Raw genomic sequence first — 26,979 nt, 5'->3', positions numbered from 1 at the left:
CAGAGCCGGCTGCGCAAAATGCCTATTGACGTTTTGTGCGGTCGGCTCAATCCTTACAAAAAGTATCGTGATGGTTTCGGTATTGCCATTTCGTGGATATTGAATGACCCATCAACCGCAACAGTCTCCGCAGTTCTTTCTGACAGCTCCGTCTCCCTGCCCGTACCTCGAAGGCCAGATGGAGCGAAAAGTCTTTACGCATCTGGTCGGCGACAAGGCGAACGAAATCAACGATCTCCTGACGCAGGGCGGTTTCCGCCGATCCCAGAACATAGCCTATCGTCCGGCCTGCGAATTGTGCCGGGCCTGCATATCCGTTCGCATCCTTGCCGAAGAGTTCAAGATGACGCGCAACATGCGGCGCGTCTGGACGCAGAACAACGATCTGATCGGACGCGTGCACAAGGCCCAGCCCAGCACCGAGCAATATGCGCTTTTCCGCGATTATCTCGATGCTCGCCATCGCTCGGGCGGCATGTCGGACATGACGGTTCTCGATTATGCGATGATGATCGAGGATACGCATGTGAACACGCAGATCATCGAATATCGCAAGCGCGGCCCGGAAAGCTTCATCAGCGCCAAGGGCGATGGAGAGCTGGTCGCGGTAGCACTCACCGACGTGATGGCCGACGGGTTGTCGATGGTCTATTCGTTCTTCTCACCGCATATGCATGAGCGGTCGCTTGGCACCTATATGATCCTCGATCATATCCAGCGCGCCCATGCGGCCGGCCTGCCGCATGTCTATCTCGGCTATTGGGTCGAGGGATCACGCAAGATGCAGTATAAGATCCGCTTCACACCGCAGGAGCATCTGGGCCCCCGCGGCTGGCAGCGGTTCGAGGGCTAGTCTACCAACGGCTTTTCCATGGGGTATGAGAGCTCTCCGCCGCGCCTTATCTCCGGTTCTCCTACCGCTACATACCCTCGGCCGGTATAAAAACGGCGCGCTGTTTCGGTACTGACAAGACGCGCAACAGCCACCTTTCGAAATAAAAGATATTCCTCGAGTTTTGAAATGAGCGCCTTGCTGACACCATGAAAGCGAAATTCCGGCGCAACATAATTCAGCAGGACTTCTCCCTCATCCGTCGCCAGTCCCACACCGGCCATGACATTCCCTATTTCAGCAACGAGCATCAGTTGAGATGGAGCTTCAATCCACTTGCACACGTTTTCAGGCGTCTTGTTGGCTAGCCACGGCGCGAGGATATCATCGCGATTATGGTGATCTGCCTCGCACAGTTCACTGATCGAACGCCTTAAAATCTCGCAAATGAGTACAGCGTCGTTGAGTAAGACCGGACGAACCTGCATGATTTTCTCCTTGCAACACAACCCGCTGGGTCGTGTTGCAAGTAAAGCCGCAATCAGCTCGAAAATCGATCACAACTTGTAGGCTCTCGAGCAGCCTCCAACTGCAAGTTTAAAACTTGCCTGAACGCGGGAAGCCCTTCGGCACCAGACGGCCCGCAGAGGCGCGCGCGCCGATCCATTCCACAAGCTCTTCCTTGCTGCGATTGAACGTGCGCTCTGCCGAATCCTGCCAGGAAAGCCCGTCGGAAATTGCAAAGGTGCGGACGTCGGACACACCGCCATCCTTGTATTTTTGCAGGCGCACGCCCTTGCCGCGGGTCATTTCCGGAATGTCGGAAAGCGGGAAGACCACCATCTTGCGGTTCTCGCCCACCACAGCGATATGATCGCCGGAAACACGCTGGCAAAGCTTCGCCTCGTCCGGCGCCTTGACGTTCATCACCTGCTTGCCCTTGCGGGTGTTGGCGACGGCCTCGCTTTCGGGAACGATGAAACCGTTACCCTCATGACTGACGAGAAGCAGTTTCGCCGCTGGATCGTGCACGAAGGCTGTCAGAATGTCCTGATCGTTTTCCATATCGACAAGGATGCGGATCGGCTCTCCATGGCCGCGACCGCCCGGAAGCGTGTTCGCGCCGATGGTGAAGAACTTGCCGCCTGTCGTGAAGAACAGGAGCTTGTCGGTCGTCTCGGCATGGAAAGCGAGCTTGAGCTTGTCGCCCTCCTTGAAGGCAAGCGTCGAGAAATCGGCCAGATGCCCCTTCATCGCCCGCAGCCAGCCCTTTTCGGATACAACGATCGTGACCGGCTCGCGCTCGATCATTGCCTGATGGATATCTTCCAGATCGTGGGTCGGCGCGTCGGCGAAGGTCGTGCGGCGCGCACCAAGCTCGGTCTTCGGGCCGAACTTTTCGCGTACCGACTTGATTTCGGCGCTGATCTTCTTCCATTGGCGCGTTCCGGAAGCGAGCAGCCCTTCAAGGTCCGTCTTCTCAACCGTGAGTTCATCGAACTCCTTGCGGATTTCGAATTCCTCAAGCTTACGCAACGAACGCAGGCGCATGTTGAGGATCGACTCGGCCTGAACGTCGGTCAGTTCAAAGGTGCGCATCAGGTCCTGTTTCGGCTCATCCTCCTCACGGATGATGCGGATCACCTCATCAAGGTTGAGATAGGCGATCAGCAGGCCGCCGAGAATTTCCAGGCGCCGTTCTATTTCCGCCAGACGGAACTGCGACCGGCGGACGAGCACTTCCTTGCGATGGTCGAGCCACTCGCGCAGGACAGCGCCCAGCGACAGGACATTCGGCACCTTGCCGTGCGACAGCACGTTCATGTTGAGCGAAACGCGGCTTTCAAGCTCGGTCAGCTTGAACAGCGATTCCATCAACAGCTCGGGATCGACCGTCCGGTTCTTCGGCTCCAGAACGATGCGAATGTCTTCCGCCGACTCGTCGCGAACATCGTCGAGCAATGGAAGCTTCTTTGCCAGAAGCAGTTCGGCGATCTTTTCGATGAGGCGGGACTTCTGCACCTGATAGGGAATTTCGGTGATGACGATCACCCAGGTGCCGCGATTGCCCTCTTCCTTTTCCCAACGCGCGCGGACGCGAAACGCGCCGCGGCCCGTGCGATAGGCATCGAGGATATTGCCGTGCTCTTCGACAAGAATGCCGCCGGTCGGGAAATCCGGGCCTCGCACCTTGCATTTCAGCAGAGCAGCCGGATCGGTCTCGGCTTCGCGCTTCAACTCTTCCCATTGTTCCGGCGAGGTCACAAGTTCCTCCACCGGCGCTTCGGGATGATTGATCAGATAGAGCGCTGACGAGCAAAGCTCCGCCACATTGTGCGGCGGAATGTTGGTCGCCATGCCGACCGCGATCCCGGCGGAGCCATTGGCCAGCAGGTTCGGAAAAGCGCCGGGAAGGACGATGGGTTCCTCGTCTTCCTCGTTATAGGTGGGGCGGAAATCGATGGCGTTTTCGTTGATGCCTTCGAGCAGCAGCGTCGCGACTTCCGTCATACGCGCTTCTGTGTAACGCATGGCGGCAGCATTATCGCCGTCGATATTGCCGAAATTGCCCTGCCCGTCCACCAGCGGATAACGCACCGCGAAATCCTGCGCCAGACGCACCAGCGCATCATAAATCGATGCGTCGCCATGCGGATGGAACTTACCCATCACGTCGCCGACGATACGGGCGCATTTCGCATAGGCCTGATCGGGATTGAGGCGCAGCAGGCGCATGGCATGCATGATGCGGCGATGCACGGGCTTCAGGCCGTCGCGCACGTCCGGCAGTGCGCGATGCATGATCGTCGACAGCGCATAAGCGAGGTAACGTTCCTCGAGAGCCGATTTGAGATCGACCCGCTCGATGTGTTCTTCGCCGTCGTCCGGCGGAATCAGACTTTTTCCCATGTCTCTTCGTACCAACTGCGCGATTCGCCAGCAAGAGTTCAGGAGAACCAATCCAGTACATTAGTGTGCAATAGTCGCAATCCTGCCGCCATTTGCGTCCTATAGAGCTATCAGGGTGAATTTCCCCCGCTGCAATCGCAGGCTGAGGAAATCATGTTGTTATTGCGAGTGATTTCCGCCTATGAATGCCGCGCTACATCAGAGCGCCGATCCGATTGGATCAGATCGGCGCTCTGATCCTTTGTTTTGATGCGCATCTCATCCGAAAGCCGTTTACGCTTTTCGGGATGCGCTCTAAAGATCAGGCAGGAGCTTCGAATGCAGGTTTTCGTCAATATCAGGCCAGCGGCACGTGTTCTGGCTGCCGGAACAGCGCTTTCGCTCGTATTCGGCAGTGCTGCCATGGCCGCAGACGCCAATGCAGTCGCCGAGCGCATCAAGGCGCTCTACGCTAAACAGGGTGGCGAACTGAGCTTCGCCAATGTCCAGGCGAGCGGCTCCGACATCGTGCTTCAGGGCACCAAGATCAAGCTGCCGACGATCGGCGAAAAGGAAACCGCCATCGGTGACGTGACGCTGCAGAACGTTCAGGATGCACCGGACGGCGGCTACAGCATCGAGCAGGTCACCGTGCCCGACCTGGCGCTTGCCGGTGAGACCGACAAGAACGACAAGGCCGAGATGAAGGGCCTTGCCATGCAGAACGTGCACATTCCGTCGGAAAAGGCCAAGGGCCCGCTCGACAGCATCGTCATGTATGACAAGCTGAAGATCGATGAAATCCAGTTCGGCACGCCGGGCAAAGACGGCGCCACGGTGAAGGGCTTCGATCTGTCGCTCGACACCACCAACAAGGCCGAGAAGATCGGCTATGTCTGGACCATCGCCAATATCGACGCGACATTTGAAAAGGGCGGCAAGAACCCGCTCGCGCCGCTCGACATGAACACGTTCAACGGCTCGCTGACCTCGAAGGGCAGCTGGTCGCCGACTTCCGGCGACACGTCGCTGGACCAGCTGGAGCTTGAGGCGAAGGAACTTGGCAAGATCAACATCACCGGCAGCCTCGGCGGGTATGATCTGGCATTCCTCGAAGCCGTCCAGAAGACTCAGGAAAACATGAGCAAGGCCGATGCGGACAAGGACGCCGCCGGTCTCGCCATTCTTGGTCTGGCGGAACAGCTCAACCTCAAGAACCTGTCGATCCGCTTCGATAACGATACCCTGACCCAGAAGGTCCTGGATTATTATGCGAAGCAGCAGGGCGCGGACGGCAAGCAGCTCGGCGAGCAGATGAAGATGATGGTTCCGCTGATGGCGACACAGCTCAAGAACCCGGAATTCGCCCAGCAGCTCAAGGTCGCGGCCGACAAGTATTTCACCGATCCGAAGTCGCTGACCATCAGCGCATCGCCGGATCAGCCGGTGACCTTCGCGTCCATCGTTGCAACCGCATCGCTGGATCCGACCAAGATTATCCAGCTTCTGAAAATCAGTGTCGACGCCAACAACTAGAGCATTTCCAGCAAAAGCGCGAAGCGGTTTTGCGCTGGATAATGCGGCGAAAACAAATACTTGGAGCGGTTCCGACTATCCCGTTTCAGTCGAAAGCGCCCCAGAATGAAAAAAGCCCGGTGCATTTCCACCGGGCTTTTCTCTCACCTAATAAAAAACCCGGCTCAAGGCCGGGTTTTTCTTTCTGTAAAACCGCTTAGCTCTTCTGTACCGGAGCCAGACGAATATGCAGGTCGCGCAGCTGCGCGGGCGTCACATCCGAAGGCGCGTTCATCAGGAGATCGAGCGCCTGCTGGTTCATCGGGAACAGCGAGATTTCGCGCAGGTTCTTCGCGCCGACCAGAAGCATGATGACGCGGTCGATGCCGGCGGCCATGCCGCCATGCGGAGGCGCACCGTACTGGAATGCGCGATAGAGACCGCCGAAGCGCTCTTCCACGTCCTGCTGGCTGAGGCCGACCTTCTCGAATGCCTTGACCATGACGTCCGGCAACTGGTTACGGATCGAGCCGGAAGCAATTTCAAAGCCGTTGCAGACGAGATCGTACTGGTAAGCCTTGATCGCCAGCGGGTCCTGGTTTTCCAGCGCGTCCATACCGCCCTGCGGCATGGAGAACGGGTTGTGCGCGAAGTCGAGCTTCTTGTTGTCCTCGTCCCATTCGTAGAACGGGAAGTCGATGATCCATGCCAGTTCGAAACGGTCACGATCGATGAGGTTCAGTTCTTCACCGGCGCGCGTGCGGGCGTCGCCCGCGAACTTGTAGAACTTGGACGGCAGGCCAGCCACGAAGAAGCAGGCGTCGCCATCGCCGAGGCCGAGCTGATTGCGCAGCGCTTCGGTGCGTTCTTCGCCGATGTTCTTGGCAATCGGGCCGGCGCCTTCAAGCTTGTCGCCTTCCTTGCGCCAGAAGATATAGCCGAGGCCCGGCTGGCCCTCACCCTGCGCCCAGGAATTCATGCGGTCGCAGAATGCGCGGCTTCCGCCGGTCTTGGCCGGGATTGCCCAGACTTCGACCTTCGGGTCGTTGGCGATCATGTTGGCGAAGACCTTGAAGCCCGACCCTGCAAAATGTTCGGTCACGGCCTGCATTTCAATCGGGTTGCGCAGGTCCGGCTTGTCCGAACCATAGGTGCGGATCGCATCGTCATAGGCGATGCGGCGGAATTTCTGCGTCACCGGCTTGCCTTCGGCAAACTCTTCGAAGATGCCGCGCATGACGGGCTCCATCGTTTCCCAGACTTCTTCCTGGGTCACGAAGCTCATTTCGAGGTCGAGCTGGTAGAACTCGCCCGGCAGGCGGTCGGCACGCGGGTCTTCGTCGCGGAAGCAGGGCGCAATCTGGAAGTAGCGGTCGAAACCGGCGACCATCAGAAGCTGCTTGTACTGCTGCGGCGCCTGCGGCAGAGCGTAGAACTTGCCCGGATGAATACGGCTCGGCACGAGGAAGTCGCGCGCGCCCTCCGGCGAGGAAGCAGTCAGGATCGGCGTGGTGAACTCGTTGAAACCGATCTCGGTCATGCGGCGGCGCATCGCGGCAATGATCTTCGTGCGGCTCATGATGTTCTTGTGCAGCGTTTCGCGGCGCAGGTCGAGGAAGCGGTACTTCAGGCGAATGTCTTCCGGATAGTCCGGTTCGCCGAAGACCGGCAGCGGCAGTTCCTTGGCAGCCGCCAGCACTTCGATTTCCGTTGCGAAGATTTCGACTTCGCCGGTCGGCAGGTTGGCGTTGACCGCATCGTCTGCGCGGGCCTTCACTTCACCATCGACACGGATAACCCATTCGCCGCGAACGGTTTCGGCAACCTTGAAGGCGGGCGAATCGGGATCGGCCACGATCTGGGTAATGCCGTAATGGTCGCGAAGATCGATGAAGAGAATGCCGCCATGGTCACGGACGCGGTGAACCCAGCCGGAAAGGCGAACGTTGGAACCAACGTCCGTCTTGCGAAGGGCTGCGCAGGTATGGCTGCGGTAACGGTGCATGATTTCTGCCTTTTGGTAAGATAAATCAGTGCAGGCAAAGCGCTGCAAATTCTGGCGGAAAAGCGCATTTTGACCAGGTTTTGTCAAGTCTGCACTCTCTGCAAGCGTCGAGGTTCGGGCGCCTTGACGCAAAGTATCGACAAAAAACACTATTTGCACTTGTTATACGGCGCGTTTTGCGCATTCTTTCGCGACAAGCGGCCGCGCTTTCTCTAAAAGGTAACCATGCATCTCATTACGACGACAGAGGCCCTCGAAGAGGCCGTATCCGCCCTTGCCAAATCCGATTTCGTCACAGTCGATACGGAGTTCATCCGCGAAACGACGTTCTGGCCGGAATTGTGCCTGATCCAGATGGCCTCGCCCGACCACACAGCGCTTGTGGACGCTCTCGCGCCCGGACTGGACCTCGCACCCTTCTTCCGCCTGATGGCCGACGAAAAGGTGGTCAAGGTTTTCCATGCCGCGCGGCAGGACATCGAAATCGTCTTCCACCTCGGCGACCTGATCCCCTCTCCCGTCTTCGACAGTCAGGTGGCAGCAATGGTCTGCGGGTTTGGCGACGCCATTTCCTACGACCAGCTCGTCCAGAAGGTTACGGGCAAGCACATCGACAAGTCATCGCGGTTTACCGACTGGCGACGCCGCCCCCTTTCCGAGAAGCAGCTCGACTATGCGCTGGCGGACGTGACCTATCTGCGCGACATCTATCTCTATCTGAAGCAGGAACTTGTGAAAGAGGGACGCAGCGAGTGGGTGAACGAGGAAATGGCGGTGCTCACTTCCCGCGAAACCTACGACCTTCATCCCGACGACGCATGGCGGCGGGTGAAGGCGCGCGTTCGCAAGCCAATCGAGCAGGCGATCGTGCAGGCCGTCGCCGCCTGGCGCGAGCGCGAAGCCCGCGAACGCAATGTGCCGCGCGGACGCATCATCAAGGACGACACGATTGCCGAAATCGCCCAGCAGCAGCCGCGGGACGCGGAAGCGCTTGGACGTCTTCGTTCCATCCCCAAGGGCTGGGAGCGTTCCGCGCAGGCTGCGGGTCTGGTCGCTGCGATCCAGTCGGCGCTTGAAATCCCGAAGGAAGACCTGCCGAAATTGCCAAAGCAGTCGCATTCGCCGGAAGGCAGCGCGGCGGCAGCCGATATCCTCAAGGTGCTGCTCAAGCTTGTGACAGAGGAACACGGCGTCGCGGCAAAGATCGTGGCGAGTTCCGACGACATCGACAAGATCGCAGCGGAAGGCGACAATGCAAACGTGCCTGCCCTGCATGGCTGGCGCCGCGAGGTTTTCGGTCAGAAAGCTCTCGATCTCATCGACGGCAAGATCGGGATCAAGTTCGAGAACCGGCGGATAAGGGCGGTGGAGTTAGGGCAATAAGGCAGTAAGGCAGTAAGGCAATATGTGTATGCTCGCGCTGAACATACTGCCTTACTGCCCTACTCGCTTACTGCCTTATTCCCTTGTCCCCTCAATCGCGCCGTCGCCGACCGCGAAATAGATGTTCTTGCCCGTCAGCTTCGCCAGTTGCTGCAACCGGCCTTCGGGGCGGTCCGAAATCAGATCGGCGAGATCGCCGGGGACGACCAGCGCAATCCCGTTTTCTTCCTCGCGCCAGAAAAGACGCGGGATGACGCCCGGCATCGAAGCCGACAGAAGGTAGACCACGCGCAGAAGCGCCCCGAGCAGTTTGGCCCGTTCGCGCAGACGCGGTGTGGCGAGCTGCATGATCTCCGGTGCGATTTCGTCCTCGATCAGTCCTTCGTGACGATAGTAATTGGCAAGCGCCATGAAGGAACGTCCCGCATGGTCGATGCCCCCGAACGAGCCGTGGGCGATGATGTTCAGCGCCTGCGAGCCGCGATAATCGGGATGCGCGCGCCAGCTTATGTCCGCCACGAGGCAGGCGGCCTGCCTGTATCGCGCCTCGTCGTCGGTTTCGTCAAAACCGAGTAACGGCAGGGACGACGTCGTCCACGTCGCCAGTTCACGGGCATGGCGCGGAGAGCGCGAGCGCAGAATGGAAAACTCTTCCGCCGAGGCCAGCAGCGGATCGAGAAGCTGCTCGTTCTTGGGCAATAGCGAATAAAGATAGCCTTCGCGCACGCCGAGCGCCGAGAAAACGATCTTGGAAGGCTTCATCAGGCGGATCGTCTCAAGCAGCACCGTCGCGCCATAGGACAAGAGCTGGCGGCGGTTCTTCGAAACTGCCTCGATGCCGCGCATCGTGTCGAGATTACCCTTGGCGACGCGCTTCAGGAAGCTTTGCGCTTCCACCGGGTTCATCTCGTAACCGTGCATGACGTGCAGCGGATAATTCTTCGCCGTCATATGCAGCTTGGCAAGGTTACGCCACGTGCCGCCCACGGCATAGAAAACCTGCCCCTGATGGGCTTTCAGAAGCGTCGCCTTCGCCAGTTCCGCGCGCGCAATCTTCGTCGCCTCGGGTAGTTTCTCGTTGGACATATCTTGCAAGCGCAGGCCGCCGAGCGGCAAGGTGATCCCCTCGCCCACCTCGTGGTCATCCACGGCGACCAGTTCAAGGCTGCCGCCGCCAAGATCACCCGTCACGCCCTTCGGCTTGTAGAAGCCGGAAATGATGCCGAGCGCTGAATAATAAGCTTCTTCCTTGCCGGACAATACCTCGATGTGCCGGCCAAGAATGGCTTCCGCCTGGGCGATGAAGTCGGGGCCGTTCTTAGCTTCACGCGCGGCAGCAGTCGCCAGCGCATGAATGGAAACCGCGCCCGCCTGTTCGGCCAGGGCGCGAAAGCGTTTCAGCGCGCGAAGCGCCGCCTCAACGGATTTCTCGTTGAGCTTGCCGGTCTTTGCGAGGCCTTTGCCAAGGCCGCAGAGAATCTTTTCGTTGAAAAGCACCGTCGGCGAACGGACGATGCCTTCATAAATGACGACACGGATCGAGTTCGAGCCAATGTCGATGACCGCAACGGGTTTCAGCCCCTTGAGGCGGCCTTGTGCTACAGCTGGACTCATGCAATCGTTTTTCTTTCCGCCTGCGCACGCTTGCGATGCGCGATAAGGCGGGGGGCCGAAGACTTCAGCGACTTTCCGCGACCCGACAGGCTAGGATTGGTCATGAAATATTCCTGCGCGTTGAAAGCTTCCTCTCCTGCCTCTTTTTCTATCCGGCGAGAGGTGCCGTCCGCAAGTAGCTGATAGCTCTGTTGGTTATCAATTATGTTGGCAAACATGATTTGCGACAGGATTTGCTGATGCACTGTGGCATTTGTGATCGGAACGAGGGTCTCCACGCGGCGATCAAGGTTGCGCGGCATCATGTCGGCGGAACCGATATAGACGATTGCCTTGTCGGAGGGCAGGTCATTGCCGTTTCCGAAGCAGAAAATGCGGCTATGCTCCAGAAAACGCCCGACAATCGACTTGGCGCGGATATTGTCCGAGAGCCCCGGAACGCCGGGACGCAGGCAGCAGATGCCGCGCACGACGAGATCGATCTGCACGCCCGCCTGGCTCGCCATGTAGAGCGCGTCAATAATCTGTGGATCGACCAGCGCGTTCATCTTCATCCAGATCGCAGCCGGACGTCCGGCCTTCGCATGCGCCACCTCATCCTCGATGTGCTTGAGGATTCGGGCGCGCAGCGTGAAGGGTGAAATCGCGATCTTCATTTCCTCGGCAGGCTGGGCATAGCCGGTGATGAAATTGAAGATATGCGCCACATCGCGCGCAATATCCGCGTCCGAGGTGAAGAACGACAGGTCGGTATAGATGCGCGCCGTGATCGGATGATAATTGCCGGTGCCCAGATGCACATAGGAGCGCAGCTTCTGGTCTTCGCGGCGCACCACGAGCGACATTTTCGCGTGTGTTTTCAACTCGATGAAGCCGAACACCACCTGAACGCCCGCGCGTTCCAGATCGCGGGCCCAGCGAATGTTGGCTTCCTCATCGAAACGGGCTTTCAGCTCGACCAGCGCCGTCACCGACTTGCCTGCCTCGGCTGCATCGACCAGCGCGCGCACGATCGGGCTGTCGTTGGAGGTGCGGTAAAGCGTCTGCTTGATGGCCAGCACGTCCGGGTCGGCTGCGGCCTGCCGCAGGAACTGCACCACCACGTCGAAGGATTCATAGGGGTGATGGACCACGATGTCCTTTTCGCGAATCGCAGCGAAGCAATCGCCGCCATGTTCGCGAATGCGCTCGGGAAAACGCGGATTGTAGGACACGAATTTCAGGTCTTCACGCGGGATCGAAACGATCTCCGAAATCATGTTCAACGCCAGCAGGCCTTCGTGCACGCTGATCCGGTTTTCCGAAACGCCCAGTTCCGTCGCCACGAATATGCGCAGCGCTTCGGGCATTTCGCCGTCGAATTCGATGCGGATCACCTGTCCGCGGCGGCGGCGCTTCAACGCCGTTTCAAAGAGACGGACCAGATCCTCGGCCTCTTCTTCCACTTCGATATCGCTGTCGCGGATGATGCGGAACGTACCGGCGCCACGCACTTCATAACCGGGGAAAAGCCGCCCGATGAACAGGCTCACCGCATCCTCGATGGTGATGAAGCGGTAGTCGTTGGTCTGCTCGGTCGGCAGTTGGATAAAGCGCTTCAGGGCGACCGGAATGCGCAGGAGCGCGGTCATCGGATGATTGTCGGCGCGGCGCGCAAGCTGCAACGCGATGGAGAAGCCGAGATTCGGAATGAACGGGAACGGATGCGCAGGATCGATGGAGAGCGGCGTCAGGACCGGGAAAATTGTTTCGAGGAAGTGATTTTCAAGCCATTCCTTTTCCGGCCGGGAAAGCGCGGAGGGGCGGACGATCTCGATGCTTTCCTGTTCCAGTTCCTCGCGTAGCGCGCGCAGACGCCCCTGCTGTTCTTCCTGCAGCCGCCCCACTTCGTCCAGAACGAAATCGAGCTGTTCCTGCGGCGTGCGCCCATCGGCACTGCGCAGCGCCACGCCGGCACGCACCTGTGCGGCAAGTCCGGCGATGCGAACCATGAAGAACTCATCGAGATTGGCGGCGGAGATGGACAGGAAGCGCAGGCGTTCGAGCAGAGGCTGGCGCATGTTGGCGGCTTCTTCGAGAACGCGGCGGTTGAACTGCAACCAGGAAAACTCGCGGTTCACGAAGCGGTCGGCGCTCTGCATCAGTTCGCCGTTCAAAGCTTTGTGAACCTCGGGGTCCGCTTCCATATCGGGAACGACGCTTGGGTTGGGGGCCAGTCCGGCTGTCATCTCGTGGTTCCCGCCTTCGGTCACGCTGGGGGTTTCGCTCGCCATAACGCTGTTTTCGCTCATGTTTCCTGTCCCGACCGCCACCGGAACATTCCGGCTCCGTCTGTCTGTTTCTCCGCGCATCCTGATCGAAAATTGCTTCGCACTTTTCCGGATGCTCGATAAACCTATGGCTGTCATATGACAGTTTGATAGCAAATAGCTTGAAATGTCCTCAGAATTGATGAAAACGCTTCCGGAAACAAGACTTTCGCGGTACACGCATGCCAATGTCCAGCATGATCCTGTCCGGCACCCGGCGCAAGACCATGCCCATACCGCCCATCGACCAGAACCGGAGCATGTTATGTCCGATCACATCATTCCTCACTTTCAGAACGACGCCGGCCATGCTGCCATCGAAATCGGCGTGAAGGAATTCATGTGCGTCGGTGCCAACCCGCCTTTCGATCATCCGCATGTGTTTCTCGACATGGGCGATGAAAGCGAAGCCGTTTGCCCGTATTGCTCGACGCTCTATCGCTACAATGCAAAGCTCCATGCCGACGAAACCGTTCCGGCTGGCTGCGCCTACGAAGCACCTGCCGATAAGGCAGCCTGATCACGGCTGTTGATCCGGGCTGAACTCCGGATGGTCTCACCGACATGAGCAAAGGGCGCATATTGATTGCCGGGGCCGGAGTTGCCGGCCTGTCGGCAGCGCTGGAACTGGCAGCACGCGGCTGGAACGTCCGGCTCGTCGAAAAGGCAGAAACCCTTTCGGAAGTCGGCGCTGGCCTGCAACTTGCCCCCAATGCAATGCGCCACCTGCAACGGCTCGGCGTGGCCGACCGTCTTTCCACCCAGGCTGTCACGCCGGAAGCGCTCTACCTCATGGACGGGCGCAAGGCGCGTCCCCTGATGGAAATGAAGCTCGGCGACAAGGCCCGCCAGCGCTGGCATCATCCCTACGCAGTGTGCCATCGCGCCGACCTGCAATCGGCATTGCTCGACGCCTGCCGCGAACAGCCGGGCATCGAGATCAGCCTCGGCGCAGAAATCACAGATCATCACGTCGAGAACGGGGCCGTTGCGGCCACCGTCCGCCATGGCAATTCCGAAGAGCCCGCCGACGCTGCCTATCTGATCGCCTGTGACGGGGTCTGGTCGGCTGAACGATCCAAGGCAGGTTTCAGCAAGGCGCGGTTCAGCGGGCATATTGCGTGGCGCACGACGCTCGCTACCAGCGCCCTGCCCGCTTCCTTCCTCAACGCCGTGCCGGAACGCAAAGCCGTCTCCGCCTGGCTCGGCAACAAGGCGCATTTCATCGCCTATCCGGTCAAGGGCGGCAGTTTCTTCAATTTTGTCGCCATCACGACCGGCGAGAATCCCGGTGAAGTCTGGTCCAGAACCGGCGACCCCGCGCGTCTGCGCTCCATCTATGCCAATTGGGGCGCGCCCGTTCGCGACGTGCTGGCGGCTGCCGATGAGTGGACCTACTGGCCGCTTTTTGAAATGCCGGATGCTCAATTCGTCGGGCCGGACCGGACGATTTTTCTCGGCGACGCATCGCACGCGATCACGCCTTTTGCGGCGCAGGGCGCTGCGATGGCGATCGAGGATGCGGCCGCGCTGGCGCAGGCGCTGGACGGCAGCGACCACGAATCCGGATTGAGGCGCTTCGATGCGGTCCGCAAGGAGCGGATCGCTGCGGTCGCCAAACGGGGCCAGCTCAACAGGTTTGCCTATCACGCCACCGGTATTTTTGCGCTTGGCCGCAACACGCTCTTCGCCCTGCGCAGCCCGGACAGTTTTCTCAAGGATCTGGACTGGCTTTATGGCTATGACGCTATTGCGGCCATGCGGGACCAGGGCAGGTCCTGACCCTAGGCCGCGTCGCGTGCGGCTTCCAGCGCCGCAACATCGATCTTGACCATCTTCATCATGGCATCGGCGACGCGCTGGCGCACGTCCGGCGGACCGTCCTGCAGGATATCCAGCAGCATGTCCGGCACGATCTGCCACGAAAACCCGTATTTGTCGGTCAGCCAGCTGCATTCCATCGGCGAGCCGCCTTCCAGCAGCTTTTCCCAGAACGCATCCACTTCCGCCTGGTCCCTGCATCGTACGATCAAGGAACTTGCTGGTGAAAACTTGAACTGGGGCCCGCCGTTCAGGCCGCATATTTTTTGCCCGTCGAGCGTAAAGTTCACCACAACCGGCTGGTTCTCGTTTTGCTGATGGCCATGCCTGAAAAGGATGGCCCCGTCGATCGAAGCCGGTCTTCCGCACGCGCGGAAGACCGAAACATAGTGGTTGGCGGCTTCTTCAGCATTTCCGTCGAACCAGAGACAAATCGTCAAACCTGACATTTTCTCCTCCATTGTCCGGGGTAGTCATTCTCCCGAATGCTAGCCCATGACCTTTTTGGCTTCTTCCATGTCCATCCACATGATCTCCCAGATATGGCCGTCGAGATCCTCGAAGCTGCGTCCGTACATGAAGCCGTAATCCTGCTTCGGGCCGGGGTCGGCCTTTCCGCCAGCGTTGACCGCCTTCTCCACCGTCGCATCCACTTCGGCCTTGCTTTCCGCCGACAGACAGACCAGCACCTCGCTGACCGTGTTGGCATCAGCGATCTTCTTCGGCGTGAACTGGCTGAACTTGTCGTGGTCGAGGATCATCACGTGGATCGTATCCGAAAAGACCATGCCGGAAGCCGTTTCGTCCGAGAACATGGGGTTCCTGGTGGCGCCGATGGCTTCGTAGAAGCTCGTCGACTTCGCGACATTCTTCACAGGCAGGTTCACGAAAATCATTTTCGGCATGGGATTTCCTCCGTTGGTGGGCCGGCGGCCCGCTCCTGTTTTTTCGATTATCTATCGCCTGCCCGGGTCCCCGGCGATATCAAGGTCGAGCCTTCCGGCGCAGAACTCACGCAATTGGCATCGGAAGAACTCAAAGTTCGCTTGTACATAATGGCATATAAGTTATAATTAGCAACCATGCAGTTAGAAAAAATAACCAACTCGCAAAAACCATCTGCGAAGCGCAGCTATGATGATGCTTGTGCGGCGGCCCATGCTCTTGATTTGATTGGGGAACGCTGGTCGCTTCTGGTGATGCGCGAATTGATGTTCGGCCCCAAACGCTTCAGTGATTTGCGGGCTGATCTGCCGGGCGTGAGCGCCAATGTCCTCACGCAACGACTTGAAGGGCTGGAAGAAGCAGGCATTCTTTGCAAGAAAAAATTGCCCCCTCCCGCCTCGGTCCAGGTCTATGAGCTGACCGAGTGGGGTTATGAGAGCGAACCTATTCTCCAGACACTGGGCCGATGGGCGGCGCGCTCGCCGAAACATGATCCCAACCTGCCGATTTCGACCGTTTCCTTCCTGCTTTCGCTGCGGACCATGATCGATCATGAGAGGGCTGCGGGCATGCGGGCGGTGATCGGCCTTCGTCTGGACGGGGAAGACTTTACGGCTCATCTTGACGATTCCGGGATTGGGATAGAACGCGGCGCGGCGCAGGAATATGACCTGCATTTCGAAAGTTCGCCGCGTATGCTGGCCGCTGCCATCTATGGCGGGCAACCTCTTTCGGCGCTGGAAAGCGCCAATGTTCTCAAGATCATGGGCGACCGTGCGCTTGCAGAAAAATTCGTGACGCTGTTCCCGCTTCCCGACAAGGCCCCACTGCCTGAATAGGATATGCAACTTTTTGGTTGCTTATTTTGCCCCCGCCCCTATATTGGCAACCGTAAAGTTGCCAATTACGGAGGATGCAATCATGACCGTTGAAAGCAATACCGACCGCATTGTGAAGACCGTGGACATCCGCGCGGGGATTGACCGCGTATGGCGCGCCCTCACCGACCATGAAGAATTCGGGAGCTGGTTCCAGGTCAAGCTCGACGGCCCGTTCATCGTCGGCACCAGGTCGACCGGTCACATCACCTATCCGGGTTTCGAGCATGAACCGTGGGAATCCTTCATCAAGGAAATGAAGGCTCCGTCCTATTTTGCCTTCACATGGCATCCTTACGCGGTGGACCACAGCATCGACTATTCCAAGGAGCCGCCGACGCTGGTGGAGTTCAAGCTGGAACCGATCGAGGCGGGAACGCGGCTGACGGTGATCGAAAGCGGTTTTGATGCCCTGCCCGCAGAACGCCGTCCGCTGGCGCTGCGTATGAACAAAGGCGGCTGGGAGGAACAGGTCGGCAATATCAAGAGACACGCCGAAAATGGATGATAGGCCAGAAATGACCGGCACGGCCATGTCCATGGTTTTCGCAGCGCTTGCCGATCCAACCCGGCTGGCGCTCATCGAGACCCTGAGCGACGGCGAAAGCCGCTCGATCGTGGTGCTGTCGCAGAATGGCAGCATCACCCGGCAGGCCGTCACCAAGCATCTGTCCGTGCTGGAGCAGGCAAATTTGGTCGAACGCGAAAAGGTCGGCCGGGAAAGCCGGTTTCGGCTGCATCCCGCCCCGCTTGTCGACGCCCGCGCCTATCTGGCAAGCGTTTCCAGCCAGTGGGACGATGCACTCCAGCGCCTGCGCCGGTTCGTGGAAGATTAGGGTTGCCTGAACAGAAGCGACGAAGTGCCCTTCACAAAGCCGAGCTTCTCGTAGAAGGGCACAAGCCGATCCGGGCAATAAAGCTCGAAGCTTTTCACACGCTTCAGCTTTTCATGGTGGAGTGTACGCTCCACAAGGGCCTGTCCGAGGCCCTGCCCGCGATGCTCTTCGGCCACAATGACATCGAAGATCATCGCCTTGAAGGTGAAATCGCTCAGCACCCGCGCAAAACCGGCAATACGGTCATTGCCATCAAGACAGAACAACAGCAGGTCGCAATGGGCCAGCATATGGGTGACGTCTTCAAGGCTGCGCTCCCTGGTCCACCATTCGTTGCAATAGAATGTGTGGAACTCCTGATAGCGCTCGGCTGGAAGCTCTTCGATCCATTGAATATCCGTCACCATGCCCCCCTCCCGTTCTCGTAAAAACACCCGCCGGCGGACCGGCGGGTGTTTTAATTTCGAGCGATGAGCCTGATCAGTGCAGGATCTGGCTGAGGAACAGCTTGGTGCGTTCGTGCTGCGGATTGTCGAAGAACTCGTCCGGCGAGTTCTGCTCGACGATCTGGCCCTGATCCATGAAGATCACGCGGTTGGCAACCTGACGGGCAAAGCCCATTTCGTGCGTCACGCAGATCATCGTCATGCCTTCGGCGGCAAGGCTCACCATCGTGTCCAGCACTTCCTTGACCATTTCCGGGTCGAGCGCCGATGTCGGCTCATCGAACAGCATGACTTTCGGGTTCATGCACAGTGCGCGCGCAATGGCGACGCGCTGCTGCTGGCCGCCGGAAAGCTGGCCCGGATATTTGTTGGCCTGTTCGGGAATCTTTACACGCGCCAGATAATGCATGGCGATTTCTTCAGCCTGCTTTTTCGGCATCTTGCGCACCCAGATCGGCGCCAGCGTGCAGTTTTCCAGAATCGTCAGGTGCGGGAAGAGGTTGAAGTGCTGGAACACCATGCCGACTTCGCGGCGCACTTCATCGATCTTCTTCAGGTCATTGGTCAGCTCGATGTTGTCCACGACGATCTTGCCCTTCTGGTGTTCTTCCAGACGGTTGATGCAGCGGATCATGGTCGACTTACCCGAGCCCGACGGGCCGGCCACAACGATGCGCTCGCCGCGCATGACCTTCAGATTGATGTCGCGCAGAACGTGGAACTCCCCGTACCACTTGTGCATGTTGGTGATTTCGATGGCGACATCGGTTTTGGAAACCTGCATCTTTGAACGGTCAACTTCCACTCCGAGCTCGGATTGCGGGAGGGCGCTTTGTGCACTCATTTCCATTATTCCCTTTATTCTTATCGTTTATGACCCGTATCGAGGCGTCGTTCCATGAATATAGAGTATCGCGACATTGCGAAACAGAAAATCCAGAAAACGAAGCCCGCAAAGATCAGACCAGTAGCAGGCGTCTGTGGAGAAGCCCAGTTAGCGTCGGCGAAGTTCTGACGGACGATGCCCAACAGGTCGAACATGCCGATGATGTAGACAAGGCTCGTATCCTTGAAGAGACCGATGAAGGTGTTGACGATTCCCGGAATGACCAGCTTCAGCGCCTGCGGCAGGACGATCAGTCCCGTTTTCTGCCAGTAGCTGAGGCCAAGCGCATCCGCGCCTTCATACTGCCCGCGCGGAATGGCCTGGAGGCCGCCGCGCACCACTTCCGCCATATAGGCCGAAGCGAAAAGCGCCACGCCGATCAAGGCACGCAGCAACTTGTCGAAAGTCACGCCCGGCGGCAGGAACAGGGGCAGCATGACGCTGGCCATGAACAGCACCGTCACCAGCGGAACGCCGCGCACCATTTCGATGAAGATGATCGAGAACGCCCTGATGACCGGCAGCTTTGAACGCCGTCCGAGCGCCAGCACGATCCCCAGCGGCAGCGACACGGCGATGCCGACAAAGGACAGGACAAGCGTGACCAGCAGCCCGCCCCACAGCGGCGTCTCCACATAGGGAAGGCCGAACCAGCCGCCGACCAGCAGGAAGAAGGCGACAATCGGAAAGACGAAGAAGAACAGGATCGCGTTGAGCCCCTTCTTCGGCGCCTTCGGAATCAGGAGCGGCACCAGAAGAACGGCGAAGATCAGCGCCGTCAGGTTGACGCGCCAGCGCTCCGAAATCGGATAGCGACCATAGAGAAACTGCTCGTATTTCGCATTCACGAAAGCCCAGCATGCGCCCGACCAGCCTTCCGGCTGTGCGCCGCCTTGCGCGACGGTGAGGCAGGCGGTGCGATCCGCACCGGTCCACACGGCCTTGACGAACAGCCATTCGATGATCGGCGGAAGAAACCACGCCACGACCAGCAGGCCGAGAATGGTCAGCGCCGCATCGACGGGCGTTGCGAACAGGTTGACGCGCAGCCAGTGGGAAAGCCCCTGCACCGAGCGCGGCGGCGCTTCGCCATCCACCATCTGCGTGCGTACATATTGGAGATCTGCATTTTCCATTGTCATCTCTCCACCAGCGCCATCTTGGCATTGAACCAGTTCATGAGGCCCGAGGTAATCAGGCTGATGCCGAGATAGATCACCATCCAGATAGCCACGACCTCGACCGATTGACCGGTCTGGTTGAGGATCGTTCCGCCGACGGCGACAAGATCGGGATAGCCGATGGCGATTGCGAGCGACGAGTTCTTGATAAGGTTCAGATACTGGCTCGACAGCGGCGGGATGATGATGCGCAGCGCCTGCGGCACGATGATGAGGCGCATCGTCTGGCCGGGACGCAGGCCAACGGCATAGGCCGCTTCCGTCTGCCCCTTGTTGACGCCCAGAACACCGGCGCGGACGGTCTCGGCAATGAAGGACGCGGTGTAGAAGGACAGCGCCAGGAACAGGGCCAGGAACTCCGGCTTGACCTGCGCACCGCCGGTCAGGTTGAAGGTCCCCAGTTTCGGCGTGTCGAACGAGATCGGAAAGCCGGTCGCGATCAGCGCGAGGATCGGCAGGCCGATGATGAGGGCCGCCGCCACGCGTATCGTGTGGAAAGGCTGGCCCGTCGCCATCTGGCGGCGCTTTGCCCAGCGCGCAATGACGATCGAAGCCACGATGCCGATGAGCAGCGCCACGGGCAGAAGCCACGCTCCCTCGCCCCATACCGGCGCGGGCATGAAGAAGCCGCGGTTGTTCATGTATGTGCCGAGCGGCAGGGCGATGCTGTCGCGAGCCTGCGGCAGCACCGAAAGCACGCCGAAATACCAGAAGAAGATGACGAGCAGCGGAGGAATGTTGCGGAAGACTTCGACATAGACCGTGCAGATCTTGCGGATCAGCCAGTTGCGCGAGAGCCGCCCGATACCGACCAGAAACCCGATGATCGAAGCCGTTACGACACCGAGCGCGGCGACGTAAAGCGTATTTATCAGGCCGACCAGAAAGGCCCGGCCATAGTTCGAGTCGCTGCTGTATTGAATGAGCGTCTGGCTGATATCAAAACCGGCGCGGCCACTGAGGAAACCGAAACCGGACGCGATGTTCGCACGTTGCAGATTGGTGACCGTGTTGCCCACGATCCAGTAGATTGCCCCGATGACCACCCCGAAGACGATCACCTGATAGAAGATGCCGCGAACCCGCGGATCATACAGGAGCGAGGTTCCGCCGCTATCCTGGCGGCGTTCAGTTGCAGAATAGGAAGCCATATGTTTCCTGTGCCTCTCGGCTGACAGCATCAAACCCGAAAAATTGACTTGGCCGCCTTTGCGGGCAACGCCTGAAATCGGAATATCGAATGCCGAACCGTTCGGTCCTGCCGTTCCTGTCCGGGCTCGGTTCGAGCCTTCGAGGACTGCAAGACGCGGTTGAATTCCAAAAAGCAGCTTGTCAGCATCCTATGCCCGGCAGATGCGGGATCGACAGCAAACGGACAAACTGCAAAGCCGACAAATCCGGCGGGCGCTGCTGCACCCGCCGATGATCAGTCCGGAGAGTAATGCCCGTCAGCGGACGGGGATGCCATATTGCAGGCCGCCCTTGTTCCACTGGGCATTGATGCCGCGTGCAATCTTGAGCGGGCTGCCGGAGCCGATGTTACGCTCGAAAATTTCGCCGTAATTGCCGACGCCCTTGATGATCTTCACCACCCAATCGTTCTCGAGACCGAGATCGGTGCCGATCTTGGTGTCCGCTTCCACGCCGAGAAGACGCTTGATGTCCGGGTTGTCAGACTTCTTCATCTCTTCGACATTGGCCTGCGTGATGCCATATTCCTCGGCGTTGAGCAGCGCGTTGTGCACCCAGCGAACGACGTCCGTCCACTTGGAATCGCCCTGACGAACGGTCAGGCCGAACGGTTCCTTGGAGATGATTTCCGGCAGGATGACATGATCGTCCGGATTGGCGAGCGCCAGACGAACGCCGTAAAGGCTGGACTGGTCGGTCGTATAGGCGTCGCAACGGCCGGAATCGTAAGCGGCGTTCGCTTCTTCGATCTTTTCGAAGACCACCGGATTATATTCCATCTTGTTGGCGCGGAAATAGTCGGCCATGTTCATTTCAGTCGTCGTACCGGCCTGAACGCAGATGGAAGCGCCCGAAAGCTGCAATGCGGAATTGATGCCCGACAGCTTCTTCGAATTGATCATGAAGCCTTGACCATCGAAGTAATTGATGCCGGCAAAATCGAGGCCGAGCGCGGTGTCGCGGCTGATGGTCCAGGTCGTGTTACGGATCAGGACGTCGATTTCACCCGACTGCAGGGCCGTGAAGCGCTCCTTGGCGTTGAGCGGCGTAAACTTCACCTTCGTCGGATCACCGAAAATCGCAGAAGCCACGGCACGGCAATAATCTACGTCGAAGCCGGACCACTCACCCTTGTCGTTGGGGGAAGAGAATCCAAGCAGACCCGTATTAACGCCGCACTGCAGAAAACCTTTCGCCTTCACATCGGAAAGCGTGTCAGCGGATGCTCCCGAAGCTACGCAAAACAGCGCCGCCGCACCCAATACACCCGTCATAAGAGTTTTTTTCATCTGGCCTGCAACCTTTTTCGTTCCCTGGAGAGCGCCGGACCTATGGCCCATGGCGTCTCTTGTTGCTTTATTTTTTGCATAAACCCGTTGGATAAGTCGCGTGACCTCCCAAGCCCATGCCCTACAACAGCTTGCCCTCGCCCGAGACCGCTATCCGGTCTTCAATTTTTCTTTTGAGCGCAGTGACAAACCTGTCGCCTTCACGGGTCTTATCGAAGGCGAAATTTTGTCTTTGGTCAAGGCTTTAACGCAGGCGGACGAAAAGGCTTTCAAAAAAGATGAGGGAGAAATATTCGAAAATTTACACGATTTCCCGATTTCTGGGTAGGAAGGTTGTCGGGTGCAGCCCACATTGCACGCGAGGACGGAGCACAAGTTTTTTAAAATAAATACAGATTGTTAGGCAGTACTACCATACCAGATGGGTCGCGATTCCGGCAATTTACGGTAGAAATCAGACGCGCGGCATCGTGCTTTCGTCATCCAGAGAAAAAATAATATTTCGCGTGGCCATATAGCGGGCCACCCACCAGGTCGTGACGAATCCGATCGTCAGGCCGGCGACCACATCCGTCGGGTAGTGTGCCCCGGCTGCGAGCCTGCTTATTCCGAAGAGAATGCAGATCATAACGGTAAGGATGCGCCAGCGCGGCAGGAATATCCAGAGCGAAAACATCATGACGCCAGCCATCATGGAATGGCCGGAAGGGAAGCTTTCATAGAGGAACTGGCCCTTGAAAGGCGAGAAATAGGCCGCGCCGACGTCATCGAGCAGAAACGGGCGCGCCCGGCCAATCGCGAGCTTGCCGATTTCGACCGGCACGCTTGCGACGACGATCGAGGTCAGGATGAGCGTTGCCCAGCCGTGGAGCTTCACCAGCCACGCTCTGGCGCCGGAACGCAATTTCGGTGAGAGCAGTATCGCCGTGGCGAGCCATACGACGATGCCGATTGCAAGCCAAACGACGGTGCGAATCGCATCCGTGACCGTCCGCAGGAACTGCATGATGAAATTGGTGCTTTGCGAGGTCACGCGAATGATGTCCGCATCCCACAGATGCAGCACGAGAATGATGAAGGGCAGAAGCACGACGATTGCTGTCATTTCCAGCGTCCACGAGGACGGCGCGCCCTTATAGGCCGGACGCAGAAGAGCTTGAAGGAGTTCCAGCGCTGCGCGAAAGGGATAAAGAAAAGTGCTTCCCGTGCCTGACGCCGCCATACTGAAATGTCCTTTCACAAGCTTATTACGCAACAAATGGCACGCGAGGTTGCATCCGGAACGCGCGCATCCTATCCAAGTATTCAAAATTTCCGCCGCGAACGGAATCGCAGATCTTTTTGCCGCAGCCGACCTTTATGCGACCCGGCAGAATCCTCTCTTTCGAGAATCGGCGGGCGAGAATCAGCGGGATAGCATGCAACATGGTCTGGAGGCATTTTCGTGACTAAGCAGCAGGTCAAGACAGAGAAGCTGGGTATAAACACGCGGCTCGCCCACGACGGTTATCAGCCGCGCGACTATCATGGCTTCGTGAACCCACCCGTTGTCCGTGCCTCAACCGTGCTTTTCCCCGATGCGGAAACAATGGCGACCGGCGGCCAGAAATACACCTACGGCACGCGCGGCACGCCGACCAGCGATGCCCTTTGCGCCGCGATCAACGCGCTGGAAGGTTCGGCCGGCACGATCTGCGTCCCGTCCGGCCTTGCCGCCGTCACGGTTCCACTTCTCGCTTTCCTGTCGCCCGGCGACCATGCGCTGTTCGTCGATTCCATCTACAATCCGACCCGCCATTTCGCCGATACGATCCTCAAGCGCTTGGGCGTGGATGTCGAATATTACGATCCGGAGATCGGGTCCGGCATCGCGAAGTTGATGCGTGCGAACACCAAGGTCGTGTTCACGGAATCGCCCGCCTCGAACACGTTCGAGATGCAGGATATCCCCGCTATCGTCGAAGAGGCGCACAAGGGCGGCGCCATCGTCATGATGGACAACACATGGGCCACCGCGCTCTACTTCAAGGCGCTCGATTTCGGCGTGGATATTTCCATCCACGCCTCGACCAAGTATCCCTCCGGCCATTCCGATATTCTGTTCGGCACGGTATCGGCGAACGAAAAATGCTGGCCGCAGCTTCTGGAAACGCACGGAACGCTCGGTCTTTGCACTTCGGCTGACGACACCTACCAGATATTGCGCGGCATGCGCACCATGGGCGTGCGACTGGAACAGCACCGCAAGAACGCGCTGGAAATCGCGCGCTGGCTTGAAGGCCACCCGGCGGTTGACCGCGTGCTGCATCCAGCGCTGGAAAGCCATCCCGGCCATGAAATCTGGAAACGGGACTTTTCCGGCTCGTCCGGCATTTTCTCCATCGTGCTTGCCGGCGGCGGGCAGAAGGAAGCCCATGCCTTCCTCGATGCGCTGGAGATTTTCGGCCTTGGCTATTCGTGGGGCGGCTATGAAAGCCTCGCGGTTCATGTCCGTCTCAATGACCGGACCATCGCCAGGGGCGACTATCCCGGACCGGTGATCCGCCTGCAGATCGGTCTGGAAGACGTGCCGGACCTCATTGCCGATCTCGAAAAAGGTTTCGCGGCAATTTGATACCGGGGCGCTGAGATACTCAATCGCCACAGGGGCTTAACAAAAACGCGATGAGTCAGGCTCATCGCGTTTTGTCTATGCGGGCTTTGCAGCGGTTGCCTTGCGCGACTGTGCGCGCGCCGTCTTGCCCGCTGCCTTCAGCGGCTTCGGCTTTGTTTCCGACAGCCCTTCAACGACGGCCTCTATCATGGTGCAGGCAACGAAATCCGCCTGCATCTCCTCCCGCAGCGCCTCCCGGTCGACAGATCGTGCTTCGTTCGGCTCATGCCACAGCACCACGCCGACCCTCACGGCGGGTTGCAGCCGCCGCAGACGGCGCACCGCAAACCGGGCGTGACGCGCCGCCTGCCGGTCCAGAAAACAGATCATCAGCGTATCCCTGCCGGAAATATCCAGAGCCTTCAATCGGGCGGGTGTGAGTGCATCATGCGCGACGGCCTCTGCGGAAGCGCCTTGCACGGCAAGCACCTGCGCCAGCATGACCGCCGCCGTGTCGTCGAGCCCCCTTCGCCCGCCGAAGGTCAGCAGCGACCGGCCTTCGCCGGAAGGAAGCTCCAGATCGGTTTTGCTGCCATCGCCATCGGGATTTTCAATCGCGATCTCTTCGTCGTCGCCCTCCTCCTCGGTTGCAATCTGCTCCAGATTGGCGACCAGCGTCTTCGTGCTTTCGGTGACGATCTGCAACTGCTGCTCCGTCAGCACGCCACGAAGCCGGTCGCGCTCCGCCATCAGAAGTGCGGGAACAGCCACCGAGCCGTAGAACTCGACCAGATATTTATGTTCCAGCATTTCCTCGGCATTGTCGGTGGCTTCATCCGGGTCGCCTGCAAGGAGGCGCTGATAGAGGCGTTCCTTCGGGTCAAGCACAGGCTCGTTGCCGAAGAGGATTTCCAGAAACTCGAATTTCGGCACATGACGGCCCAGAACCACGAGGCAGACCGTCAGAGGCGTCGACAGAACGAGCCCGACCGGACCCCACAGCCACGCCCAGAAAATGGCCGACACGATGATGGCAAGCGGCGACAGGCCGGTGCGTGAACCATAAAGCCACGGCTCGATCACGTTGTTTATGAGAAGCTCGATGACGACGAACAGCCCGATCGTCCAGAGAAGCAGGTTCCAGCCGGGCGCCACGGCAAAGGCAAGGAACAGCGGCAGGATGGCCGCGATGACCGGCCCGATATAGGGCACGAACCGCAAGACGATTGCCAGCATTCCCCACAGGGCCGCGTTGGGGATGCCGAGAATCCAGAGACCGAAGGCGAGAGGCACACCATAGGTTATATTCACCACAAGCTGCGTCAGCAGATATTGGCCGACCCGCTTTCCCGCATCCTGCAAGGCTTCGGTCGTGCGATGAAGATCGCCGTAACCCACCAGCCTTATGAAGCGGTCGCGCAGTTCCTCCCTTTCGAGCAGCATGAAAATCACCACGACAACGACGAGACCCGTCGTCGCCAGCGGTCCGATAAGCGGTTCGATGATGCTCCTCAGCGTTTCCACCGGATGGCGTGGTGCGAATATCTGGACAAGGAGCGGCTTTTCCTCGGGCTCATCGGAAGGGAGCGCCTGCGTTTTCTGCTCCGGCCGGTTGATTTCCGTGCCTATGCGCTCGGCGAAGCTGTTCAGCCTGTCGAAGAAACTGTTGTCGGAACCCGCTTCCTTGAGCGTCCTGATCTTCTCGATGATGTTGTACTGATAGTATGTAACATTCTGCGCGACTTCGGAAACCTGGAAGGCAACCACGGCGCTGAAAACGGCCACGATCAGGAAGCCGCCCGCCACGCTGGTAATCACCGCGAACAGGCGCGGAAGGCCCGCCCGGCGCAGAAAGGCGACGATCGGTGCCAGCGCGAATGTCAGCAGCACCGCGATGGCAAGCGGCAGAAACACATCCTTTGCAAAGTAAAGGATGGCGACGGCGACCGCCATTGCCGCCAACGTAGGCAGACGCGGCGGCGCCGACGTGATCGGCCGCACGGCTGAATCCGGATTGTCGATATTCTCCATGAACCCCTCTTTGCCGCTTTATGACTTTCGGCTTGTCAGCCGGGTAACTGCAAAAGGCGCGTTCGGTTCCATAGAACGAGGGAGCATATAATAAATTTAATTAGCGGATACTAATAGTAATATTATATGGAATAAATTGCCTGCAATGGAAGTCAATATTAATATAATTCAAATACAGAAATCGGTCAGGTTGGAGCATCCGCAGGAAATTATGGGGGACGCCGTGTCGTTAAAGGCAGCAACGAGTTTAATCAGTCGCAACTTATGGAAAGTTCTGCTTACTCTACTTTTGGTAGCAGCCTCTTCATTCGCACACGCCCAGCAAACGCCAAGGC

At 58.7% G+C, this 26,979-nt stretch carries 24 protein-coding genes; 10 read left to right on the top strand and 14 right to left on the bottom strand.

Features of this window, described 5'->3' with window-relative positions; genetic code table 11:
• The first annotated feature begins 103 nt into the window (after positions 1–103).
• Positions 104–853, top strand: coding sequence for an arginyltransferase (locus ABWW28_RS16815; protein WP_179504065.1), 750 nt, complete (start codon positions 104–106; stop codon positions 851–853).
• On the opposite strand, the gene ABWW28_RS16810 is transcribed toward ABWW28_RS16815, so the two are convergent.
• The gene (locus tag ABWW28_RS16810; RefSeq protein WP_151658639.1) at positions 850–1,320 is read right to left on the bottom strand and encodes a GNAT family N-acetyltransferase; all 471 of its coding nucleotides are present in this window, start codon (positions 1,318–1,320) and stop codon (positions 850–852) included. The two genes, ABWW28_RS16815 and ABWW28_RS16810, sit on opposite strands and share 4 nt — an antisense overlap.
• Positions 1,321–1,429: 109 nt before the next feature.
• A complete protein-coding gene (locus ABWW28_RS16805; protein WP_151658638.1) occupies positions 1,430–3,742 on the bottom strand; it encodes a DNA topoisomerase IV subunit A in 2,313 nt (770 codons plus the stop codon).
• Between the two features lie 318 nt (positions 3,743–4,060).
• On the opposite strand from ABWW28_RS16805, the gene ABWW28_RS16800 reads away from it, so the two are divergent.
• A complete protein-coding gene (locus tag ABWW28_RS16800) occupies positions 4,061–5,257 on the top strand; it encodes an aq_1923 C-terminal domain (RefSeq protein ID WP_151567607.1) in 1,197 nt (398 codons plus the stop codon).
• 196 nt (positions 5,258–5,453) lie between these two features.
• Here the strand turns inward: ABWW28_RS16800 and aspS are convergent, their stop codons facing one another.
• Positions 5,454–7,241, bottom strand: a complete 1,788-nt coding sequence (gene aspS, locus ABWW28_RS16795) for an aspartate--tRNA ligase (RefSeq protein ID WP_151567605.1) — start codon at positions 7,239–7,241, stop codon at positions 5,454–5,456.
• Between the two features lie 225 nt (positions 7,242–7,466).
• On the opposite strand from aspS, the gene rnd reads away from it, so the two are divergent.
• The gene (gene rnd / locus ABWW28_RS16790; protein ID WP_151658636.1) at positions 7,467–8,624 is read left to right on the top strand and encodes a ribonuclease D; all 1,158 of its coding nucleotides are present in this window, start codon (positions 7,467–7,469) and stop codon (positions 8,622–8,624) included.
• A gap of 75 nt (positions 8,625–8,699) precedes the next feature.
• Here the strand turns inward: rnd and ppx are convergent, their stop codons facing one another.
• Positions 8,700–10,238: an exopolyphosphatase gene (gene ppx / locus ABWW28_RS16785; RefSeq protein ID WP_112701498.1), complete on the bottom strand. Its 1,539-nt coding sequence runs from the start codon at positions 10,236–10,238 to the stop codon at positions 8,700–8,702.
• Positions 10,235–12,424 (bottom strand): RNA degradosome polyphosphate kinase, encoded by a 2,190-nt coding sequence (locus ABWW28_RS16780; protein WP_424945377.1) that lies wholly within the window; start codon positions 12,422–12,424, stop codon positions 10,235–10,237. Before ABWW28_RS16780 ends, ppx begins: the two co-directional genes overlap by 4 nt.
• A gap of 388 nt (positions 12,425–12,812) precedes the next feature.
• On the opposite strand from ABWW28_RS16780, the gene ABWW28_RS16775 reads away from it, so the two are divergent.
• Together ABWW28_RS16775 and ABWW28_RS16770 are read left to right on the top strand one after the other, a co-directional pair.
• Positions 12,813–13,067, top strand: coding sequence for a zinc-finger domain-containing protein (locus ABWW28_RS16775; RefSeq protein ID WP_006472410.1), 255 nt, complete (start codon positions 12,813–12,815; stop codon positions 13,065–13,067).
• 44 nt (positions 13,068–13,111) lie between these two features.
• Positions 13,112–14,329: an FAD-binding protein gene (locus tag ABWW28_RS16770; RefSeq protein WP_151658634.1), complete on the top strand. Its 1,218-nt coding sequence runs from the start codon at positions 13,112–13,114 to the stop codon at positions 14,327–14,329.
• Between the two features lie 2 nt (positions 14,330–14,331).
• Here the strand turns inward: ABWW28_RS16770 and ABWW28_RS16765 are convergent, their stop codons facing one another.
• Entirely contained in the window at positions 14,332–14,817 is a 486-nt protein-coding gene (locus ABWW28_RS16765) for a VOC family protein (RefSeq protein WP_244637714.1), read from the bottom strand.
• Between the two features lie 39 nt (positions 14,818–14,856).
• The gene (locus ABWW28_RS16760) at positions 14,857–15,273 is read right to left on the bottom strand and encodes a VOC family protein (RefSeq protein ID WP_006472413.1); all 417 of its coding nucleotides are present in this window, start codon (positions 15,271–15,273) and stop codon (positions 14,857–14,859) included.
• Between the two features lie 177 nt (positions 15,274–15,450).
• Here ABWW28_RS16760 and ABWW28_RS16755 point away from each other — a divergent pair, with 177 nt between their 5' ends.
• The 3 genes from ABWW28_RS16755 (at position 15,451) to ABWW28_RS16745 (ending at position 17,027) form a co-directional block, all read left to right on the top strand.
• The gene (locus ABWW28_RS16755; RefSeq protein ID WP_151658632.1) at positions 15,451–16,152 is read left to right on the top strand and encodes a winged helix-turn-helix transcriptional regulator; all 702 of its coding nucleotides are present in this window, start codon (positions 15,451–15,453) and stop codon (positions 16,150–16,152) included.
• Between the two features lie 82 nt (positions 16,153–16,234).
• Entirely contained in the window at positions 16,235–16,699 is a 465-nt protein-coding gene (locus ABWW28_RS16750; protein ID WP_151658631.1) for an SRPBCC family protein, read from the top strand.
• A gap of 10 nt (positions 16,700–16,709) precedes the next feature.
• Positions 16,710–17,027 carry an ArsR/SmtB family transcription factor gene (locus ABWW28_RS16745; RefSeq protein ID WP_151568618.1) on the top strand — a complete coding sequence of 106 codons (318 nt, stop codon included), beginning with the start codon at positions 16,710–16,712 and terminating at the stop codon, positions 17,025–17,027.
• On the opposite strand, the gene ABWW28_RS16740 is transcribed toward ABWW28_RS16745, so the two are convergent.
• The 5 genes from ABWW28_RS16740 to ABWW28_RS16720 all read right to left on the bottom strand — a co-directional run bounded on the left by ABWW28_RS16740 (position 17,024) and on the right by ABWW28_RS16720 (position 22,020).
• A complete protein-coding gene (locus tag ABWW28_RS16740; RefSeq protein WP_353391502.1) occupies positions 17,024–17,434 on the bottom strand; it encodes a GNAT family N-acetyltransferase in 411 nt (136 codons plus the stop codon). The genes ABWW28_RS16745 and ABWW28_RS16740 overlap by 4 nt on opposite strands.
• 73 nt (positions 17,435–17,507) lie before the next feature.
• Entirely contained in the window at positions 17,508–18,317 is an 810-nt protein-coding gene (locus tag ABWW28_RS16735; RefSeq protein ID WP_021587807.1) for an amino acid ABC transporter ATP-binding protein, read from the bottom strand.
• A gap of 20 nt (positions 18,318–18,337) precedes the next feature.
• Entirely contained in the window at positions 18,338–19,495 is a 1,158-nt protein-coding gene (locus ABWW28_RS16730) for an amino acid ABC transporter permease (protein ID WP_006472419.1), read from the bottom strand.
• 2 nt (positions 19,496–19,497) lie between these two features.
• On the bottom strand, positions 19,498–20,691 hold the full coding sequence (locus tag ABWW28_RS16725) for an amino acid ABC transporter permease (RefSeq protein ID WP_353391500.1): 1,194 nt from the start codon (positions 20,689–20,691) through the stop codon (positions 19,498–19,500).
• 297 nt (positions 20,692–20,988) lie between these two features.
• The gene (locus ABWW28_RS16720; protein WP_025091356.1) at positions 20,989–22,020 is read right to left on the bottom strand and encodes an amino acid ABC transporter substrate-binding protein; all 1,032 of its coding nucleotides are present in this window, start codon (positions 22,018–22,020) and stop codon (positions 20,989–20,991) included.
• A 100-nt stretch (positions 22,021–22,120) separates the two neighbouring features.
• Between ABWW28_RS16720 and ABWW28_RS16715 the strand changes: the two genes are divergently transcribed.
• A complete protein-coding gene (locus ABWW28_RS16715; RefSeq protein WP_112701503.1) occupies positions 22,121–22,348 on the top strand; it encodes a hypothetical protein in 228 nt (75 codons plus the stop codon).
• Between the two features lie 126 nt (positions 22,349–22,474).
• Here ABWW28_RS16715 and lpxE read toward each other — a convergent pair whose 3' ends face one another.
• On the bottom strand, positions 22,475–23,242 hold the full coding sequence (gene lpxE, locus ABWW28_RS16710; RefSeq protein WP_353391497.1) for a lipid A 1-phosphatase LpxE: 768 nt from the start codon (positions 23,240–23,242) through the stop codon (positions 22,475–22,477).
• Positions 23,243–23,464: 222 nt separating this feature from the next.
• On the opposite strand from lpxE, the gene ABWW28_RS16705 reads away from it, so the two are divergent.
• Entirely contained in the window at positions 23,465–24,634 is a 1,170-nt protein-coding gene (locus ABWW28_RS16705; protein WP_006466455.1) for a cystathionine beta-lyase, read from the top strand.
• 75 nt (positions 24,635–24,709) lie between these two features.
• Here ABWW28_RS16705 and ABWW28_RS16700 read toward each other — a convergent pair whose 3' ends face one another.
• Positions 24,710–26,644, bottom strand: coding sequence for an AI-2E family transporter (locus ABWW28_RS16700; protein WP_353391495.1), 1,935 nt, complete (start codon positions 26,642–26,644; stop codon positions 24,710–24,712).
• Between the last annotated feature and the right edge of the window lie 335 nt (positions 26,645–26,979).

The sequence above is a fragment of the Brucella sp. NBRC 14130 genome (assembly GCF_040371715.1).
GTDB classification, from domain to species: Bacteria; Pseudomonadota; Alphaproteobacteria; order Rhizobiales; family Rhizobiaceae; genus Brucella; species Brucella intermedia.
Note: the sequence above shows the minus strand (reverse complement) of the source record. Positions and strands in the feature narration are given on the sequence as shown.